This window comes from Archangium violaceum (assembly GCF_016887565.1).
Lineage (GTDB): Bacteria > Myxococcota > Myxococcia > Myxococcales > Myxococcaceae > Archangium > Archangium violaceum_B.
This window is the reverse complement of record NZ_CP069396.1, coordinates 11,482,518-11,501,349: the sequence shown is the minus strand read 5'-3', so window position 1 is coordinate 11,501,349 and position 18,832 is coordinate 11,482,518. Positions and strand designations below refer to the sequence as shown.

Here is an 18,832-nt window from a genome sequence, read left to right as displayed (position 1 = left end):
GGCCCCCAGACGCTGTCTCCCTGAATGGGAGCACCCTGGGGGCCCTGTACATGTCGAGAGCAGTGGTGATTGGCGGTGGGATCGCGGGTCTGTCGGCGGCGACCGTGCTGTCCCGGCACTTCGAGCGCGTCCTGCTGGTGGACAAGGATGGTCAGGACGTCCAGCACGCGCGCCGGGGCGTGCCCCAGGTGGACCACGTCCACGTGTTGCTGCGGCGCGGTTGGATGGCGCTCGGCGAGCTCTTCCCGGGCATCGACGACGACCTGACCCGCGCCGGCGCCGCGTGGCTGGATTGGGGCCCCGGTTGCTACTGGGTCGGTCGCTTCGGCGCCTTCCCGCGTCCTCCCTCCGAAATCACCTCGCGCTCGTGCAGCCGCGGGCTCCTGGAGAAGACGGTTCGTGCTCGCGTCGCCAGCAACCCTCGCATCGAGCTCGTCGAGCGCTTCGAGGCCGGGACGTTCCGCTGGGACTCCTCGCGGCGCCGCATCCTGGCCGTGAAGGCTGGCGATGGTCGCGAGCTGGAGGCCTCGCTCTTCGTCGATGCCTCGGGCCGCAACGGCCCCTTCCGCTCCCAGGCCGTGCTCGAGAAGGTGGATGCCCGGGCGAGCTACTCCACCTGCGTGGTGCGTGTCCCCCACGCCGAGCGGCTGCCGTTCCGGCAGATCTACGTGCAGGTGTGTCCCCCTCGGTTCCTCCGCGGCGGCGGGCTCGTTCCCATCGAGAACGGGTTGTTCCTGGCGCTGCTGGTCGGCTCCGGCAACGAGCTGCCCCCGGGCGACCGCGAGGGCTTCCTCGACTACGCGCGCTCCTTGCGGGACCCCGCCCTCGCACAGGTCCTCCCCGACGCCGAGTTCCTCGGTCCCATCCACTGCTTCCGCAGGATGGCCGGCACTCGCGTCCTGAGCTCGTCGCTCCAGGCCGACAACCTCGTCATGCTCGGGGATGCTCTGTGCGCCTTCAATCCCGTTTATGGGCAGGGCATGACCGTGGGCATGCTGTCCGCGCTCGAGCTCGGACGGCAACTGGCTCGCGACGGGCGCACCTCTCAGAAGGCCTTCAATGAGCTCGTCGAGGGCCCCTGGCTCTCCGCCGCCAGTGAGGATCTCCGCGTGCCCGGGTGCTCTTTGGAGAACGTGAGCGCCACCCGCCGCCTCGCCATGTCACTCAGCAGCCTCCTGGTCGACCGTGTCACGCTCCGCGCCACCTACGACCCGGATGCTCATCAGCGCATGATGCGCGTGCTCCACATGGTCGACCCTCCCACGGCCCTCGTGCCGCTCGCGTTGCCTCTCGTGGGGTAGGAACCCGAGGCGCGTATACCCTCACCCCGACCCTCTCCCAGAGGGAGAGGGAGTGGGAGTGGGAGTGGTGGGCGGGATGGGGTGGGGTGGGGCGCGCGTCAGACTCGCAGCTTTTCTCGCAACGTCTTCGCCCGACCCTGCATGTCCGGGTCCAGGCTCGTCAGCTCGATTCCCTTCAGCCGCTGATCCAGGCTCTTGGGCACCTTCGTCTTCACCAGCTTGCCCTCCGCCTCCAGCCCCTCCAGCCTCGCCAGCGCCTTGTCCACGATCCGCTCCCGCGGATGTCCCAGCAGGCTGTCCAGGAAGTACGGGTCCTCCGGCAGCTCCGGGTACTTCTCCAGGTAGTCCAGCACGCCCTGCGCCCAGGCTCGCGGATCCTCCGCGGACTCCATCAGCTTCTGCATCGCCTGCTTCTGCGCCTTGCGCTTGCCCTCCGGGTCGAAGGTCTTCGCCAGACCCTCCGGCAGCTCGCCCCCCGTGAACAGCGCGTCCGCCGCCGCCTTGTACTTCTGGTACGACGCGCTGCGCTCGATTCGCTGCTGCGCCGGATCGTCCTGCCGGGACGTGTGCCCGCGGCCCTTGCCTCGCGACGCGTCGATCTCCCTCCACGACTTCGTCCGCTTGCCGGAGAAGCCCCCTCCGCCCCGATCGTCGTCCTTGTCACGTGCCATTCTTCACTTTCCCTTCCGAGCACTCCACAGCGCCACCGTGCCGCGCTTCACCAGGGTGCGGACCTTCGTCAGCTCCTCGGGTGTCAGGGGGTGCTCCTCGTCCTGCTCCGCCTCGAACAGCGCCTCGTCCGCGTACGCGGTGAGGGCCGCGGGCACTGGCGGATTCTCCGTGCCCGGTTCTTCCATCGCCCTGGCGGCCACGCTCGCCAGCCCTTGCGGCCAACCGAGCTCCAGCATGGCATGCAGCTCGAACAGCAGGTGTCGGGCGACGGCATATCCTTCGTCCGTGAGCCCCGCCCCGTCAAGGGCACCCAGCAGCGCGTCCTGCTTGTTTTCGAACGCATCGTGCAGCCGCGTCCGCCCCCGCTCGTCGTCTTCCAGATAACGCCAGGCCGCCTCCACGAATGCCGTGTCCGGCTCGCCCGGGGCGAAGGGCCGGGGCGCCTCCGTCTTCTGCTTCTTGGGCCTCGGCGCCCGTGGCTCCTCCTCCAGCCGCACCGACTTGCCTTCCTCCACCAGGTCCCACAGGCCCAGCAGGTTCTGGAAGAGCCGGCGCGCCAGCTCCGGGGACTCGAAGCGCGGCTCGCGCTCGAAGAGGCCGGAGATGGCCTCCCCCGAGGGGCGCCCCTCCGCGTGGGCCTGCCGCATGTGCGCCAGCACCGTGAGGCTGTCGTGCGCCGTGCCCGCGAGCTCCATCAGCCCGTCGAGCACCTGCGCGCCCTCGAAGTGGTGGACGAAATCCATTCGCTTGGAGCGGGAGCGACTCATGAGGTGCACACCGTAGCGCCCGGACGGCGGGGAGGCACGTGACTCCGTGCGGTCGTTTCCACTACTCGCCCATCAGGTCGTCCTGGTGCTGCTTGGGGTTGCTGGGCCACTGGTAGTCCTCCGGCACGTGGCCGCCTCCGTGCTGGGCCGTGCCGTCCCAGCTCACGTCCGGAAAGCGCGGGTCATATCCCCCTCCCTTCCGCTCCGGCTCGCCCGTCACCTCCGTGCGGTTGGCGGGCACCACGAAGGGCGCCTGGATGGGTGTCTCGGGCAGGATGATGGCCATGTGTGGGTTCCTCCAGGGCAACCATAGGAATGCCTGGGGGCCATGGCCCGGGCCTCCCCGGGTAGGCCGAGCGGGGAGCCAGAGGCATGCCCGGCCTTCCGTTTCCGTCCATCCCACCCTAGGCTGACGCCCCGTCCATGAGCGAATCGTCGTCGGAGAGAATGAAGGCCGCCGTCCTGGCGCTGTACCAGGCGCGCCCGGTGGAGGGGCCTCCCGGAGACGGTGGACAGCGCTCCGTGTGGCACCTGTCGCCCCAGGGCGCGGAGCTGCTCTCCTTCGTGGACAGCGAGGGGAAGGTGCAGCGCCAGGAGTTGACGCTGCTGGGCGAGCACTGCGTGTGGATGAGCGGCGTGGGCCTGCGCACCGGACGGGTGGAGCAGGATGGGGCCGCGCGCGCCGCGGCCAGTGTCGTCCACCCGGACGCCGAGCCCGTCCCCGCGCGGCTGCTGCGCGCCGCGCTCGCCCTCGAGGACTACCAGGGCGAGGATCGCTACATCCAACACATCCAGCGCGTGCTCGCGCTCGCGCGCCAGGGACTCGTGCTCGCCGGGGGCGCCCAGGCCGCGTCTTCCGCTCCCGTCGCGCCCGCTCCCGCCGCGCAAGCCGCGTCCAGTGCCCAGGCTCACGCTCCGGCTCCTCCCGCCGCGCCGGCCCCGCCCGCCCCCATCCGGCTCCCCAACGTTCCGCCCGTCGACCCCGTCATGCTGCGCAGGCAGAAGACGGAGGGCCTGACGATGCTCATCGTCCTCGGGCTGGGGTTCGTGCTGGGCGTGGTGCTGCTCCTCTGGCTCGTCTGAGTACCTCGCTGGCCCGGGTGGGCCGCGTGCTCACCGCGACGTCCGGATGCCACCGAGCGACGGCAGGGTGCCGGAGGGCAGGGTACCGAGCGCGTTCGCCGAGCTGCTGCGCACCAGCAGGGGAAGAAGGGTGCGCGACAGGCCGGCCTCCCGAGCGCCCCGGGCGGCCAGCTCCAGCGGGCGCGCGTCCAGCAGCAGCACGGCGGCGGAGAGCCCCGCGAGCATGAGGCTGCCCGCCCACTGGGACACCGCCTGGGGGCGGAGGTAGAACTGCCACGACACCAGCGAGAGCGCCAGGATGGCCAGGACCACCAGCGCCGCCGAGCGCAGATCCTCCAGGTGGGCCAGCCGCTCGGTGCCCGAGGTGATGAAGCCAGCGCGCGCCTCCGGGGCCTGCGTGGCGATCGTCGTGAGCATCTGGAAGAGCTGGTGCGCCTCGAGCGCCACCAGCAGCGCGATGCTCCCCAGCGCCAGGCTCAGCGCGGCGCCCAGCAGCTGTCCGGCGCCCTCGCCCACCAGCGCCGCGCGCCCGCGCAGCAGCACGAGCCCCACCGCCACCCCCACCAGCAGCGCCGCGCTCGCCCACGCCCCCAGCAGCCGCGTCACCATGGCCTCGCCGGTGCCCGCCACCAGCACGCTCAGCGCGTCTCCGCTGCCCACGTCCGGCAGTGCCGCCAGCACCCGCTCCATCGCCTCGTCCGTGCCGGCGATGCCCAGGAACCACGGCAGCGTGGCGATGCCCACCAGCACCACCAGCGGCGCGTGCCGTCCCGTCAAGCCCATGCTCAGCAGCATCGACAGCACCACCATCACTCCCAGCACCGCCGCCGCCATCAACAGGCTGTACGGCCCCGCTGTGTCCGCCATGCGCCACACCTCGGTGCGACCACCGACGAACGACAGGAGGGCGGAACCGAAGCCCACCACCGCCACCGCGGGGAGCGTGGCGACGAGCAGGCCGGAGACGGTGTTCAGCTTCGCGGGGACCAACATGCTGTAAGACTATACGGCATCCGCCAGGAATTCCAGAATTGGGGCAAGAATCTGGTTTCCCTGCCTGGCCGTGAACGTATCCACGGGGCATTGGGTTGAAGCGCTGACAGGAAGGCGGACAACCGTGTCCGCTATCAGGCGGCGACGGCGCCTTCACCCAGGAGCTGGGTGTAACGCCCACCTCTGGCGACAAGCTCGGTGTGGGTGCCCGCCTCCACCACCTGGCCGGCCTCCAGGACGACGATGAGGTCGGCGTCTCGCACCGTGGACAGGCGGTGGGCGATGACGAGCACCGTGCGGCCCTTCATCAGTGCCGCCAGCCCCGCGCCCACCGCGGCCTCGCTCTGGGCGTCCAGGGCGCTGGTGGGCTCGTCGAGCAGCAGCACCGAGGGTTGGCGCAGGAAGGCCCGCGCCAGGACGAGCCGCTGCCGCTGTCCACCGGACAGGCGCGCACCGCGCTCGCCCACCGGCTCGTCCATGCCGCCGGGCAGGGCGCGCACGAAGTCCTCCGCGTGCGCCAGCCGCAGCGCCTCCCACAGCTCGGCGTCGGTGGCCTCGGGGCGGCCCAGCAGCAGGTTGTGCCGCACGCTGCCGGAGAAGAGCACCGGCTCCTGGGGCACCCATGCCATCTGGGCGCGCACGCTGGAGGGCTTGAGCTGGGACAGCGGCGTGCCGTCCCAACGCACCGTGCCACCGCTCGGCGGCAGGAAGCCCAGCAGCACGGAGAAGAGTGTCGTCTTGCCCGCGCCCGAGGCGCCCACCACCGCCACCCGGGCGCCCGCCGGCACGGTGAGGTCCACCCCGCGCAGCGCCTCGCGGCCATCCGCGTAGGTGGCGCGCACCCCCTCCAGCGTCAGCGCGCGGCCGAGGGGCGCGGCCTCCTGACCCTCGTCCGGGGGCACCGGCGAGTCCGCCAGCGAGAAGAGCCGCTCGGCCGCCACCAGGCCCGTGAGCACCTGGGAGAGCGTGCCGCTGAGCGACTTCACCGGCTGGTAGAGCAGGAGCACCGCGGCGATGAAGGAGAGCAGCCGCCCGGAGAGCGCCGGGTCCGCCGCCACCGCGCGGGCGCCCCAGGCCACCGCCAGCGCCACGCCGAGGATGCCCATCACCTCCACCGTGGGGCTGTACGCGCCGCGCAGGAAGAGCGAGCGGCGCATCTCCCCGAGGTAGCGCTCCGACTCGGCCTCGAAGGCCTTCAGCGCCCGGGGCGCGCCGTCATGGGCCTGCACCACGGGCAGGGCCTGTAGCTGCTCCGCGGCGAGCGCGGTGAGCGCGCCGAGGCTGTTCTGCGAGCGGTTGGCCACCTTCTTGAGCGAGCGCGCGAAGCTGCGCACCGGCAGCACCGTGAGGGGCATCACCACGAAGGTGAGGAGGAAGAGCTTCGCGTCGATGAGGAAGCAGGCGGTGAGCAGCGAGAGGATCTGCAACCCGTCCTTCAAATAGGAGGAGAGCGCCTGGGTGACGGAGAACTCCACCAGGGGCACGTCCGCGGTGAAGCGGGTGAGGAGCTCGCCCGAGTGCCGCCGCTCGAAGAACGCGGGGGGCTGGGCGAGCAGCCGCGAGTAGAGGAAGGCGCGCAGGTCCGCCATCACCCGCTGGCCCAGCCGCTGCATCCACCCACCCTGGAGGAAGCTGGCCGTCGCCTTCACCACGGCCACGGCCACCACCATGAGGGGGAGCACGCGCAGCAGGCGCTCTCCGGGCAGCGTCATGCCCGCGAGCTCCACGGGGGCGCCGGTGAGGACGGCGCGCAGCAGCGGCCCCACCAACCAGGCGTAGGCGGAGGTGGCGGCGGCGGCCACGAGCGAGGCGCCCAGGCCCGCGAGCAGCAGGCCCCGGTAGGGCCGGAGGTAGCCCAGCAGACGGCGGTAGACGTGCGGAGGAGGACGGGGGGCCACGGAGGTGCGCACCTTCGCATCCTGTCCGCTGCCGGGCAAAGCCCACTGTACGACAGCACCGCGTGCCTCCCCGCCCGCCCTGCTGCCCGGCACTCAATCCGGGTTGGCCCTTTCATTGCTCCGCCGGGAAGGGGCGGACAGCTTTTCGCTAGCCATGGACACCAACAACACTGGGAAAGAGACGCTGTTCAGTCCGGGCTGTGAGCCCGTGGTCGATAACGAAGAGCGTCGTCGGCTCCTGTGGCTGATGGCGGAGTACTTCCGCACCATCGGCTGCACGGACATCAAAGCCAGGTTGCCCGGCTTCATGCCTCCGCCCATCCTCTCGGGCACCATCGAGGACCACCGGCCGGACTTCACCTGTCGGCAGTCCGACTCGGCGCGCACCCCCATCATCCTGGAGATCGTCACGCCGGGCATGGTGGAGGACCCCACGACGGAGAATCGCTGGAGCCTGCTGTCCAGCGCCGCGAAGCTCTACAACGCGGAGCTTCACTTCGTGGTCCCCAAGTGGGCCCCCCGGGGAGCGGTGGATCCGGTGCTCAAGCGGCGGCTTGCTCGCATGGAGCTGACGGCCAATCGGGTCTGGACTGTCTGAGCCCGACGTTTCACGCGTGGACCCGAGGGCCCGCCCCGCTCAGCGGGGCGGGCCCGGATTGCCGGACCTCTCGCCTGCGTTATAGTGACTTCGAAGACTACGCGAGCGTAGAAAGTTCAATAAATCCAGGGGTTTGACGCAATGCCAGCGGCGGCGGGACAGAAACGCGACTACTACGAGGTACTGGGCGTCCAGAAGAACGTCTCGGCGCAAGAGCTGAAAAGCGCTTTTCGCAAGGTGGCCCTGCAGTTCCACCCGGACCGGAACCCCGGAAACAAGGAGGCCGAGGAGAAGTTCAAGGAGGCCTCGGAAGCCTATGAGGTGCTGAGCGACCCGGAGCGGCGGGCCCGGTATGACCGGTTCGGCCACGCGGGCGTGGGTGGCGCCGGAGGCGGAGACCCGTTCGGCGGGTTCCAGGGCGTCAACATCAACGACATCTTCGGGGAGATTTTCGGGGACATCTTCGGTGGGAGGGGAGGACGCGGCCGGGTGAACAACCGGGGCGCGGACCTGCGCTTCAACCTGGAGATTTCCTTCGAGGAGGCGGCGTTCGGCTGCCGTCCGAAGGTGCCGATTCCGCGGCCGAAGAAGTGCGAGACGTGCAGCGGCTCGGGCAGCAAGAGCGGCGCGGGGCCCAAGGCGTGCGGGACGTGCGGAGGCTCGGGCGAGCTGCGCTTCACGCAGGGCTTCTTCGCGGTGTCCCGGCCGTGCAGTGACTGCGGCGGCACGGGCGCGGTGGTGCCGGACCCGTGCGCCAAGTGCCGGGGCTCGGGCAAGGTGCCCTCCGAGGAGGTCATCGAGGTCAACATCCCGGCGGGTGTGGACAATGGCACGCGGGTGAGGCTGGGAGGCCTGGGCGAGCCGGGAGACCGGGGAGGACCTCCGGGCGACCTGTACGTGACGGTCATCGTGCGCGAGCACCCGCTCTTCCAGCGCGAGGACTACGACGTCTTCTGCGAGGTGCCCATCTCGTTCACGCAGGCGGCGTTGGGAGCCAAGATCGACGTGCCCACGCTGGACGGGAAGGTGAAGATGACGATTCCCGAGGGCTCGCAGTCGGGGAAGGTGTTCCGGCTGAAGGGCAAGGGGATTCCGCACCTGCACAGCGGGCAGCGCGGGGACCAGCACGTGCGGGTCATCGTGGAGACGCCGACGGGGCTGTCGGGCAAGCAGCGCGAGCTGCTCGAGAAGTTCGCCGAGCTGAGCGGTGAGGAGGCGCACCCGCAGTCGAAGAACTTCTTCGACAAGGTGCGTGAGCTCTTCGGCTGACCCTCTCCCTCTGGGAGAGGGACGGGGTGAGGGTGTGACGGGCCACGGGTTCTGTTAGCCTCGTGGCCCGAATGCTCCAGCCTTTGCGCAGAGCCGCTCGAGCGGCCTGGGTCCTGGCCCTGCTGTTGCTCCTGGGCGGCGTGGGCCTGTGGTGGTTCCAGAATCCCATCCAGGACGTGGAGGTCGCGCGCCGGGTGGGGCTCCAGTTCCTCGGGCTGGCGCTCACGCCGGCCCTGCTGGGCAGCGTGGGTCTGGCGCTCGCGCTGGGGACGGCGGGCGCGTTCGTGGAGGCCCGCTCCCGGCGCTCCGAGCGTTCCCTCCCCCAGCGGCAGGCCCTGTCGCCGCTGGCGGTGGTGGACGCGGACGTGGCGTCCGTGGTGCGCGAGATGCTGGAGGAGCTGCGGCAGTCCCTGCGCGGCTACATCGCCCGCTCCGAGCCGGACATGATCGCCTTCGTGGATGTCCTGATGGAGGGGGCCATCAGCATCGGCGCGAGCGATGTGCACGTCCACCCGCTGGAGACGGGCACGCGCATCGCCTACCGCATCCACGGCGTGCTCGAGGAGGTGATGATGATTCCGCGGGAGCACCACCCGCGCCTCATCAACCGCTTCAAGGTGCTGGCCAAGGTGGTGCTCTTCCGCAGCGATCGGCCCCAGGACGGCCACTTCGCCTTCGGCACGCCGGACGGCCCCGCGGACATCCGCGTGTCGCTGCTGCCCACCAACCACGGCGAGTCGGTGGCGCTGCGCATCGCGCGCAGCAGCGTGCGGCTGCCGGAGCTGTCCAACCTGGGCTTCCCGCCGGCCATCCTCGGGCCCTACCAGCGGGTGCTCGACCGGCCGCAGGGCGTCATCTTCGTGGCGGGAGCCACGGGCAGCGGCAAGACGACGACGCTGTATGCCTCGCTGGGCTACATCAAGCGGACGCGCGGTGACATGACGCGCATCGCCACCATCGAGGATCCGGTGGAGTTCGATGTGCCGCTCTTCTCCCAGACGCAGGTGAACACCGAGCAGGGCTTCACCTTCGCCCAGGGCCTGCGGTCCGTGCTCCGGCAGGATCCCAACGTCATCATGGTGGGAGAGATTCGCGACGCGGAGACGGCGCGCACGGCCATCCAGGCGGGGTTGAGCGGACACCTGCTGCTGACGACGGTGCATGCGAACTCGGCGGCGGGCGTCTTCAACCGGCTCATCGAGATGGGGGTGGAGCCCTTCCTGCTCGCGTCCGCCTCGGTGGCCAGCATCTCGCAGCGGCTGGTGCGCACGCTGTGCCCGCATTGCCGCGTCCCCTTCCAGCCCGAGCACGAGGAGGTCCTCCGGCTCAACGCGGCGGGGCTGCCCACCGCGGGCCCGTTCTACGGGGCGTCGGGGTGCGCGAAGTGCGGCGGCTCGGGCTTCCTGGGACGCACCGCCCTCTACGAGGTGCTGACCGTCACCCCGACCATCCGCGAGTGCATCAACACCAAGGTGCCCACGTCCCAGACGCACGATGCCGCCGTGAAGGAGGGCATGGTGCCGCTGCTCGCGGCGGGCCTGGAGCGTGCGCGGGCCGGGGCCACGACCCTGCGCGAGGTCTTCCGTGTGGTCGGCTGAAACCCGGGCGTCGGAGGTGGACACGTGAACGGCGCGATGCAGCCGGGCTCTCGGCCCGAGGAGACTGGCGCGGTCCAGGCGGGCTCGCCGCGGTCTTCCGTCGGTCCGGTGGGGAAGCCCCCCAGGCCGACGGCCTCGGCGGGGGAGCTGGTGGCCGCGGTGCTGAAGCTGGCCTCCGCGCTCTGCGGGCTGGCCGCGGCCGGGTTGTTCGTCCTCCCGTTGCTGAGGGGGGAGGTGTCCTCCACGCCTCGCCTCATCACCCTCTCGCCCACCTCCGCCTCTTCGAGCTCCGAGCCCACTCCTGCCTCGAAGCCGGGCGGGGACGAGCCCGCCGCCTCCGAGGGGGAGCCACCCCCGGAGACGGAGAAGCCGACCCGGGAGGAGCGCACCGCCTTCAAGGGGGCCCTCCTGTCGCTCGAGTCGCAACCTTCCGGTGCCAACGTCCGGGTGAATGGCGTGGACCAGGGCGACACCCCCGTGACGGTGGGGCTCGACTGCGTGCCGGGCAGGACGCTCGTCGTCGAGTTCACCCTGCGGGGCTTCCAGAAGGCGACGCACCGCACCCCGTGCCCTCGGGACTCGCTGGTCACTGTCACGGCGCGGCTGCGCAAGGGCTCCGGTAAGTCCTCCAACAATAGGAAGTGAGCGGGACTCCTTCCCCCTCCTTCTTGTCAGCGCGGTGAGGCATCTTTCCGGCCCCCCGGCCGTGGACGGTCAGCGGCCCTGCGAGAAGAGGAACGAGGAATGGTGGAGCATCAGCGGAAGCACGTGCTGCTGACGGCGGCACTCGTCTGTCTGTCATTCGGAAGCACGGGTTGTGGCAAGGATGAAGTCACCCCGCCCCCCACGCCCTGCCAGCAGAAGGACGACATCCATGCGGCGGACTGGGTGCCCTGCCGGCTGAAGGACATGACCCTCGAGGAGAAGGTGGGTCAGCTCTTCATGACGTACGCCTACGGAGAGCAGGCCGCGGATCCGAACGCGAGCATGATCGCGTCCAACCAGAAGGACCACGGGGTGGACAACGCCGAGCAGCTCATCTCGCGCTACCACCTGGGCGGCATCATCTACTTCACCTGGTCCAACAACCTGAACAACCCCCGGCAGATCTCCGCGCTCTCCAGGGGGCTCCAGCAGGTGGCGATGCGCCAGGCGCCGGGCATTCCGCTGCTCATCGCCACGGACCAGGAGCACGGCGTGGTGACGCGCGTGGGTGAGCCGGTCACCCAGTTCCCGGGCAGCATGGCGCTCGGAGCGACCCGCCGCCTCCAGGACGCCCACGAGGCCGCGCGCATCACCGGGCGCGAGCTGCGCGCCCTGGGCATCAACCAGAACTTCGGTCCGGTCGCGGACGTCAACAGCAACCCGCTCAACCCCGTCATCGGCGTGCGCTCCTTCGGGGTGGACCCCGCGCTGGTGTCCGGCTTCGTCCAGACGCAGATCCGCGGCATGCAGGCCGGGGGCATCGCCGCCTCCGCCAAGCACTTCCCCGGTCATGGGGACACCGATGTCGACAGCCACTTCGGGCTGCCCATCATCTCCCGCAGCACGCAGCAGCTCGACGCGGTGGACCTGCCGCCGTTCGTGGCGGCCATCGACGCGGGGGTGGATGCCATCATGAGCGCCCACATCGTGGTGCCCTCGTTGGATGCCTCGGGGCTGCCCGCGACGCTGAGCCGGCCCATCCTGACGGACCTGCTGCGCGGCCAGCTGGGCTACACGGGCGTGGTGGTCAGCGATTCGCTCGCCATGGCGGGCGCGCGGCCCTTCGGTGACGAGAGCGACGCGCGCGTGCCGGTGGAGGCCCTCAAGGCCGGCGTGGACCTGCTCCTCATGCCGCCGAAGATCGACGTGGCCTACAACGCCGTGCTGGCGGCGGTGCGCGGGGGCGAGCTCAGTCAGGAGCGGCTGGACGAGGCCGTGGGCCGCATCCTCGCCCTCAAGCAGAAGCGCGGTCTGCTGGCCGAGCCCCTGGTCGATGAGGCGGCTCTGGCGCAGGTGGGAGCCGCCAGCCACCTGGACGCGGCCGAGTCCATCACGGCCCGCTCCATCACCCTGCTGCGCAACGACGCGCGGGTGCTGCCGCTGAAGGCGCCGGTGAGCAAGGTGCTGGTCACCGGCTGGGGCGTGGCGACCACCGCGGCGCTGGGGGAGGAGTTGTCGAAGCGGTGGGTCTCCGCGCAGGTGCTGCAGACGGGCATCGCCCCGGCCCAGTCGGCCATCGACCAGGCGGTGGCGGCGGCCGAGCAGGTGGATGTCGTCGTGGTGTTGACCTCGCGGGCCTGGGAGAACCCGTCCCAGTTGCAGCTGGTCAGCGCGCTGCGCTCCACGCAGAAGCCGGTGGTGGTCGTCTCGGTGCGCGAGCCCTACGACGTGGGCTACCTGGGAGACGCGCCCACCGTCGTGGCCACCTATGGCTACCGTCCCGTCTCCATGCGGGCGCTCGCCAAGGTTCTGCTGGGGGTGATCAACCCCACCGGCCTGCTGCCCGTGAACATCCCGGAGGCGGGCAAGCCCTCCTCGAGCCTCTACCCCATCGGGTACGGGTTGAGCTACCCCATCCCCTGACGGCTTCGCTCCCGGAAGTTGCCGTGACCGGAGCGCCTCCCGGGCGCGTTTTTCACCAACTGGTCTGACAGTCAGACCAGTTCGCGCGGCGCGCGCCCGGGTCAGCGGCCCTGGGGTCGGGTCTGCTCGTGGATGCGGCGGAGCGTCTCCACGCCGGGCGCCAGCTCGCGCCGGGCCATGGCGTGGACCGCTTCCAGCAAGCGCTCGTTCACCGGCACCGGGATGCCATGCGCCTTCCCGCGCCGGACCACCTCGCCATTCAGGAAGTCCACCGGCGGCTCGCGTCCCCGCTCGATGGCCGCCAGCATGGACGAGCGGAGCCGGCGGTAGCGCGCGCCGATGGCCAGCAGCATCGCGTGCTTGAGGAGCAGGGAAGGGGAGCCCGATGCGTGCCGCTCCGACTCGCCCAGCGTGAGCCACTCAAGGTCCACCGTGGAGGCCACCTTCTCCACCTTCACGCCCTCCGCCCGGGCCACCTGGAACACCTCGGTGAAGACCTCCATCGCGAGCCGTCGGACGAAGCGGTGCCGCAGGAGCGGCCCCACGCGGCTTCCTCCCACCGTGCCCAGCGTGGAGATGGCGCAGTTGATGGCCAGCTTGCTCCAGCGCGCTCCGCGCAGGTTCCCCGTGAAGGCCACCTGGCTCACCGCGCCCAGCACCTCGGCCAGCCGCGGCAGCCTCGGGTCCTGCTCGCCGGAGAGCGCGCCGAGCATGAACCCCCCCGAGGAGGTCCGTTCGTAGACGCCCGTCTCCGGTGACGACGCGCCCCAGGCCACGATGGCGCCGAGCACTCGCGTCTCGCCCACCACCTGGGCCACCAGCTCCTCACAGAGCCCGTTCTGCAGCACCACCATGGCTCCGTCCGGCGCGAGCAGGTGCGCCGTGTCCCGGGCCGCCGCCTCCACCCCATTCGGTGGCGTGGCGAGCAGGATGAAGTCGTAGGCGCCTTCCCGGGGCGGCTGGACGAAGACCTCCAGGTCGCCTCGGACGGTGCGCTCGCCCTTCTCGTCACGCAGCACCGGGCCGCGCGTCCGCAGCACGCTGGCGATCTCCTCGCGCCGCGCCACCGCGGCCACCCGCTGGCCCGCCTCCACCATGCGCGAGAGGAGCACGCCGCCGATTCCACCACAGCCGACGACGAGGACCCGGGGCGCTGTCTGTGCAGGGTTCATTGCCTCCCCTGCCTACCACGAGCCGCGCCGCCGGGGTGAAACAGGCCCGGTGCAACCGCCACCGGGCCCTCGTGCCGCCACTCAGGGCAGCGAGTTCAGGTGCGGCTCCACGGCGTTGGAGAAGGCCCAGTTGCTGGTGCCGTCCCAGCTGATGGACCAGTCCATCACGCCGCGGATGGCCTCGTACTTCGCCACGGGCTTGTAGCTGCCGCAGTTGGTGCCCAGGGCCAGGCAGCTCAGGGCCGCGTTGACCACCGAGGGGCTCACGTAGCCGCTGCCAGCGCCCTGCGCGGTGGCCGGCACGCCGAGCGCGACCTGGTCGGCGCGCAGGGTGGCCAGGAGCAGGTCCGCCTGCGCGGTGATGAAGTCCACCGTGCCCTGGCTGTACACCTTGCCATCGCGGCCCAGCATGGCGCCCGAGTTGTAGTACTGGGTGTGGACGATGGTGATGATGTCCTTGGTGTTGTTGATGAGCGGCATGTACCGGCCGCCCGTCTGCACATCGAGCGTCTGGGGGGCCATGGTAAGCACGAAGCGCGAGCCGACCTTATTGGCGAGCTGCCGCGAGGCGGTGCTCAGGTTGGCGGCGTCGATGCCGTGCTCCAGGTCGATGTCGAGCCCGTCGAAGCCGTACTCGTTCATCAGCGCGTAGAAGCTGTCGACGAAGGCGGTGACGGTCGCCGAGCTGTTGATGGTGACGTTGCCACGCTCGCCGCCGATGGAGAGGACGACCTTCTTGCCCGCGGCCTGCTTGGCGCGGACGTCGGCGATGAAGTCCGCCTTGGAGTAGCCGCCCAGGGCGTTGGAGAGGCCCGGATCCACGGCGAAGGTGACCTGGCCGGGGATGGCGGTCTGCTCGGCGAAGGCCACGATGATGACGTCGTAGGCGGCCGGCACGTCGCGGATGCGCAGCGTCTTGGCGCCGTTGTCGAAGTTCTGCCAGTAGCCGATGAGCGCGTGCTTCGGAATGCTGCTGGGCGGCGGCTGCCCGCCGATGTTGACCGTCACGCTCACCGCCGAGCTGGTCGCGTTGGTGGTGGAGGTGTACGCCTTGGCCGTGTAGCTGTAGGTGCCGTTCTGCGTCGACGCGCTGAACGCGTCCGAGGCCTTCCAGCCATCCGCGCCGTTGGTGTCCGTGCCCAGCAGCGTGCTGCCCCGGTAGAACTCCACCTTCGTGCCCGTGCCGCCGCTCAGCTGCGCCGTCAGGCCGATGCTGCCCGCCGCGGTGAGCGTGGTCGGGCTCGCCGACAGGCTCACGGTGAACGCGGGCGTGCCGCAGTTGCCCCCGGGCGACCACAGGGACGGGGTGTCCCTGGGGTTCCAGTTGGTACCGACATAGGCGGTGTGGGTGACCAGCGCCGTGTACGCCGCGCCCTGATAGGTGACGGCCTGCCCGGCCGTGTAGGTATTGCCTTCCGCCCACTCGGAGCAGGCGGCGGCGGTCAGGGTCCCTTCCTCCAGCTCCAGAGGAAGCGTGTCCTGCCCACCGCAAGCAGTGCCAAACAGCTGGATGGCCGCGAGGAAGGCGGCGGAGCGAATCGAACGTTTCATGGGCTCTCCTGTGCAGCGGACCGTTGCCACCCACCCAGGAGAGCGGTGCCCGATTTTTCGGGTCATCGGCACCCGTTCAGTTCACGCCCACCGCGCTCCAGCTGTCCTTCACCTTCTGCAGCTCCGCGGAGTTGGCCCCGAAGAGGTCCGTCGCGGCCTGGACGGTCGCCTGACGCGCCTGGGCGAAGGTGGTCTTCGGCGTCATGTAGTGCTCCAGGGCCCGGTAGTAGACCTGGAGGCCCTTCTCCATCCCGAGGCCCTCCTTCACCTGCTGGCCCGAGGTGCGGTTGGTGCCGCCGTTGACCAGCAGATAGAAGGCGTTGTTGGCGATGCCGCTCGAGCCGTGCACCTCCGTCTGCTTCGGGAAGTTCTTGTAGTTGTCGATGGAGTAGCCGTCCTTCGTCGGGTCATCCATGTAGCGCAGCGCGTCCCCGTCGCCATTGGCCGGCGTCCACGCGTCCTCGCCCATCTTCCAGTCGAACTCCACCGCCTTGTTCTTCTGGCTGGCGTACCACTCCACGCCCGTGCCGATGATGTCGCTCATCGCCTCGTTGAGGCCCCCGGACTCGCCGCTGTAGATGAGGCCGGCGGTGCGCTCGGTCAGGCCGTGGGCGATTTCATGGCCGGCGATGTCCAGCGTGGTGAGCGGGCCCGCGTCCTTCCCGTCTCCATCGCCGTAGTTCATCTGCTTGCCGTCCCAGTACGCGTTCACGAAGTCGGTGCCGATGTGCACGTTGGACACGAGCTTCTCGCCCTTGCCATCCAGCGAGTCGCGGCCCAGCACGTTCTTGAGGAAGTCGTACGTCATCTCCGCGCCGTAGTGCGCGTCCACCGCGGAGCGGTTGCGCGTGGGGTCCGCCGACTCGCCCCACACGTTGTTCTTGTCGGTGATCTTCACCGGGTTGCTGGCCTCCTCCTTGTTCTGCGCGTCGTACGTCACCACGCCCTTGCCGCGCGTGCTGTCCTCCAGGCTGTAGGTGCCGTCCTTGTTCTTCGTGGTGGAGAGGTCCACCTTGCCGCTGTAGAGCGTGGTGTCATCCGCCTTGCTCGTGGGCTCGGTGTCCGGCGTGGAGACCTTGCCCGACGCCGGGGCCGGCGTGGCGCTCTTCGCGGACGCGGCCTGGGCGCCCCCCTTGTGGGGTAGCTCGATGCCGCCGATCTGGTTGAACTTCTCGAGCAGCTCGCCCGAGTTGGCGTCGACCAGGTAGTTCATCCGCCGCGGGCGCTCGCTCCCCTGGAGCTTCGAGGTGTTGGTGAGCTCCACGTGGAAGGCCGAGTGGTAGCTGCCATCCTTCGCCTGGTAGATGGCGCGCTGCACCGAGGGCTCCCGGTCCGTCCGGCCCGCGAAGTCCTTCTGGGCCACCGCCAGGGCCTCCTTGGCCGACAGCTTCGGCTCCGTCTTGCCCAGCCCGGCCGGGATGGAGGAGACATTGCCGGTGAGGCCCGCCACCTTGCCCTCGCGGTCGAGGTGGCCGATGACCTGCTCGCCGAAGACCTTCACGCCCTCGTGCACGCGATCCATGCGCACATGCGTCATACCCAACGCGTCACGCTCGACGGCGCGGGGCGACAGGGTCTTGGAGGCATCCGTGGTGGGCACCAGGCCCCGGCTCGCCGCACCCGGCTGCCCCCGCTGGACGAAGTCGAGCGTCTTCTGGATGGCGGCCTGGGCCTGCGGGCTGTTCAGGGGCAGGGCGCCCTTGCTCGTGGGAGCGGGGGTGTCCGTGAGCGCCACCGGGGACTTGCTGGCCGGAGCGAAGCTCGAGCGCGCCTCGAAGCCGGAGGTGGCGCGGTCCGTGGCCCTCGCCGAGGGCGTCTGGAGCTTCGCCTCGGGGGCGCGGGAGAGGGACGGCGCGGTGGTGGGGGGCAGGGAGGGCTTCTGGAACTGCGTGGGGATCTGCATGGTGTGCTCGCTGTGGTTGGATGGGTGTCCCGCACCCACTGAGTGGTTGTTGCGCACAGACTAGAGCAGGATGTGTGCCACGCGCCGCGTCATCGAAAAGTGCCCGAAGAGACGGGGTTTTGCCCGCTGACGGGGGCTCTTCCAGTGAGACTGGTGACGGCTGTCACCATCGAAACCGGGGGGGACCCGGGTGACGGCTGTCATCACCTGGTGACGACCGTCACCACTCTGGAGTCAGGGCAGGCAGTACTCGTAGGCCTGGAGCCGCAGGTGCTGGAGCGCCAACTCCTGGGCGTGGCGCACCTCGGCCTGTCCCAGGCTCCTGCGGCACTCCTTCACCACGTCGAAGGTGAGGCGGTGCAGGAGGATGCGCACCTGCCGGTTGGAGAGCCGGTTGTTGAGACGGCGCATCTGGGCGATGAGCGCGCCGAGCTGTTGCGCGTTCAGGCCGGTGACCATGACCTGGGTGGCGGAGCCCTCGTCGGGGAGGAACCCCACCGCGATGGTGTGCGGGTCCACCAGCAGTGACAGGGTGAAGTCCCTCTCGAGCCGCACGCCCAGCCGGGTGAGCTCGGCCACCATCGGCCCGGTGTCGTGGCCGGCCACCACGGGCAGCACGTTCGCCTCCTCGAAGCGCCGCATCAGCTCCGCGTACTCCTGCCGGCACTTGCGGCCCGCGACACTGGCGTGGAAGTCCTTGAAGGCCTGACGCACCTCGTCCACCAGCACCCGCGCCACCGAGCCGTCGTCCGTCTCCAGCGGAAGGCCCAGCATCTGGATCAGGCGCATCCGGCCCTCGGGCGTGGACATCGGCTCCTGCCACAGCTCGTGGGTGACGGAGCTCTCGCTCAACACCAGCGACAGGCTGACGACACCCTGCCGGCGGGCGGGGCTCTTCAGGAAGTCGCTCAGCCGGACCTGGAGGTCCGTCAGGCCCCGGACGAGGCGATCCACCACCGCGGCGCGCAGCTGCGCGCGGCCCATGACGGCCCGGCGCTCGGCGCCAGGGGCATCCTTGTCGACGGCGGCCTGCTCCCGGGAGAGCTCGGGGGTCGCCGGGGCCGGCGTCTCGCGCGCGAGGGGCGCCTGGCCCTGGGACGCGAAACGGGCCGGGTCGGTCTGGGGCTTCCACGGGGCCTTCTGCTTGTCGGCCACGCCGTGCTTGTCCGCCACGCCCTCGAAGCCACCCTGGGACGCCCCGGCGGCATCACCGCGGACCTCCATCCCCTCCTGGCGCCGCGCGCCCCGGGCGGCTCCGGCGTCGCCGCCGGGAGCGGACTTGCCCGCGGGAGCGCCGCCCGGCGAGGACTTCCGGGCCTGCTCAGGCTTCGCCGACTCGCGCCGGGGACCCTGCTCGAGCCGCTGGCCCTGCGTTCCCGCCCGAGCAACCACTGCCTGCGCCAGCCTGCCGACGTTCATGGGGACCCTTCCCGCGATGGAGACGTCCCCAACCCACTGC

Annotated in this window: 16 protein-coding genes; 7 read left to right on the top strand and 9 right to left on the bottom strand. The window is 70.4% G+C overall.

What is annotated here, in order from left to right; all coding sequences use genetic code 11:
* Positions 1–50: 50 nt before the first annotated feature.
* Positions 51–1,301, top strand: coding sequence for an FAD-dependent oxidoreductase (locus JRI60_RS45810; RefSeq protein WP_204222392.1), 1,251 nt, complete (start codon positions 51–53; stop codon positions 1,299–1,301).
* 98 nt (positions 1,302–1,399) lie between these two features.
* Here the strand turns inward: JRI60_RS45810 and JRI60_RS45805 are convergent, their stop codons facing one another.
* The 3 genes from JRI60_RS45805 to JRI60_RS45795 all read right to left on the bottom strand — a co-directional run bounded on the left by JRI60_RS45805 (position 1,400) and on the right by JRI60_RS45795 (position 3,026).
* Positions 1,400–1,972, bottom strand: a complete 573-nt coding sequence (locus JRI60_RS45805) for a hypothetical protein (RefSeq protein ID WP_204222391.1) — start codon at positions 1,970–1,972, stop codon at positions 1,400–1,402.
* A 3-nt stretch (positions 1,973–1,975) separates the two neighbouring features.
* Positions 1,976–2,740 carry a hypothetical protein gene (locus JRI60_RS45800; RefSeq protein WP_204222390.1) on the bottom strand — a complete coding sequence of 255 codons (765 nt, stop codon included), beginning with the start codon at positions 2,738–2,740 and terminating at the stop codon, positions 1,976–1,978.
* A 61-nt stretch (positions 2,741–2,801) separates the two neighbouring features.
* A complete protein-coding gene (locus JRI60_RS45795; RefSeq protein ID WP_204222389.1) occupies positions 2,802–3,026 on the bottom strand; it encodes a hypothetical protein in 225 nt (74 codons plus the stop codon).
* Between the two features lie 137 nt (positions 3,027–3,163).
* On the opposite strand from JRI60_RS45795, the gene JRI60_RS45790 reads away from it, so the two are divergent.
* A complete protein-coding gene (locus JRI60_RS45790; protein ID WP_204222388.1) occupies positions 3,164–3,823 on the top strand; it encodes a hypothetical protein in 660 nt (219 codons plus the stop codon).
* Positions 3,824–3,853: 30 nt separating this feature from the next.
* Here JRI60_RS45790 and JRI60_RS45785 read toward each other — a convergent pair whose 3' ends face one another.
* Both JRI60_RS45785 and JRI60_RS45780 read right to left on the bottom strand, forming a co-directional pair.
* Positions 3,854–4,816, bottom strand: coding sequence for a hypothetical protein (locus tag JRI60_RS45785; protein WP_204222387.1), 963 nt, complete (start codon positions 4,814–4,816; stop codon positions 3,854–3,856).
* A gap of 134 nt (positions 4,817–4,950) precedes the next feature.
* A complete protein-coding gene (locus JRI60_RS45780; protein WP_204229380.1) occupies positions 4,951–6,714 on the bottom strand; it encodes an ABC transporter ATP-binding protein in 1,764 nt (587 codons plus the stop codon).
* 154 nt (positions 6,715–6,868) lie between these two features.
* Here JRI60_RS45780 and JRI60_RS45775 point away from each other — a divergent pair, with 154 nt between their 5' ends.
* The 5 genes from JRI60_RS45775 (at position 6,869) to JRI60_RS45755 (ending at position 12,747) form a co-directional block, all read left to right on the top strand.
* Positions 6,869–7,312 (top strand): hypothetical protein, encoded by a 444-nt coding sequence (locus tag JRI60_RS45775; protein ID WP_204222386.1) that lies wholly within the window; start codon positions 6,869–6,871, stop codon positions 7,310–7,312.
* Between the two features lie 141 nt (positions 7,313–7,453).
* A complete protein-coding gene (gene dnaJ / locus JRI60_RS45770) occupies positions 7,454–8,581 on the top strand; it encodes a molecular chaperone DnaJ (RefSeq protein ID WP_204222385.1) in 1,128 nt (375 codons plus the stop codon).
* A gap of 71 nt (positions 8,582–8,652) precedes the next feature.
* Positions 8,653–10,179 carry a GspE/PulE family protein gene (locus tag JRI60_RS45765; RefSeq protein ID WP_204222384.1) on the top strand — a complete coding sequence of 509 codons (1,527 nt, stop codon included), beginning with the start codon at positions 8,653–8,655 and terminating at the stop codon, positions 10,177–10,179.
* Positions 10,180–10,203: 24 nt separating this feature from the next.
* Complete coding sequence (locus JRI60_RS45760; protein WP_204222383.1) at positions 10,204–10,824, top strand: PEGA domain-containing protein; 621 nt, start codon at positions 10,204–10,206, stop codon at positions 10,822–10,824.
* A gap of 99 nt (positions 10,825–10,923) precedes the next feature.
* Positions 10,924–12,747, top strand: a complete 1,824-nt coding sequence (locus JRI60_RS45755; RefSeq protein ID WP_204222382.1) for a glycoside hydrolase family 3 protein — start codon at positions 10,924–10,926, stop codon at positions 12,745–12,747.
* Positions 12,748–12,848: 101 nt separating this feature from the next.
* On the opposite strand, the gene JRI60_RS45750 is transcribed toward JRI60_RS45755, so the two are convergent.
* From JRI60_RS45750 to JRI60_RS45735, 4 genes are all read right to left on the bottom strand, one after another.
* A complete protein-coding gene (locus JRI60_RS45750) occupies positions 12,849–13,919 on the bottom strand; it encodes a ketopantoate reductase family protein (RefSeq protein WP_204222381.1) in 1,071 nt (356 codons plus the stop codon).
* An 81-nt stretch (positions 13,920–14,000) separates the two neighbouring features.
* Positions 14,001–15,470: a chitinase gene (locus JRI60_RS45745; protein ID WP_204222380.1), complete on the bottom strand. Its 1,470-nt coding sequence runs from the start codon at positions 15,468–15,470 to the stop codon at positions 14,001–14,003.
* A gap of 76 nt (positions 15,471–15,546) precedes the next feature.
* Positions 15,547–17,373: a M4 family metallopeptidase gene (locus JRI60_RS45740; RefSeq protein ID WP_204222379.1), complete on the bottom strand. Its 1,827-nt coding sequence runs from the start codon at positions 17,371–17,373 to the stop codon at positions 15,547–15,549.
* Between the two features lie 234 nt (positions 17,374–17,607).
* Complete coding sequence (locus JRI60_RS45735; protein WP_204222378.1) at positions 17,608–18,792, bottom strand: hypothetical protein; 1,185 nt, start codon at positions 18,790–18,792, stop codon at positions 17,608–17,610.
* Between the last annotated feature and the right edge of the window lie 40 nt (positions 18,793–18,832).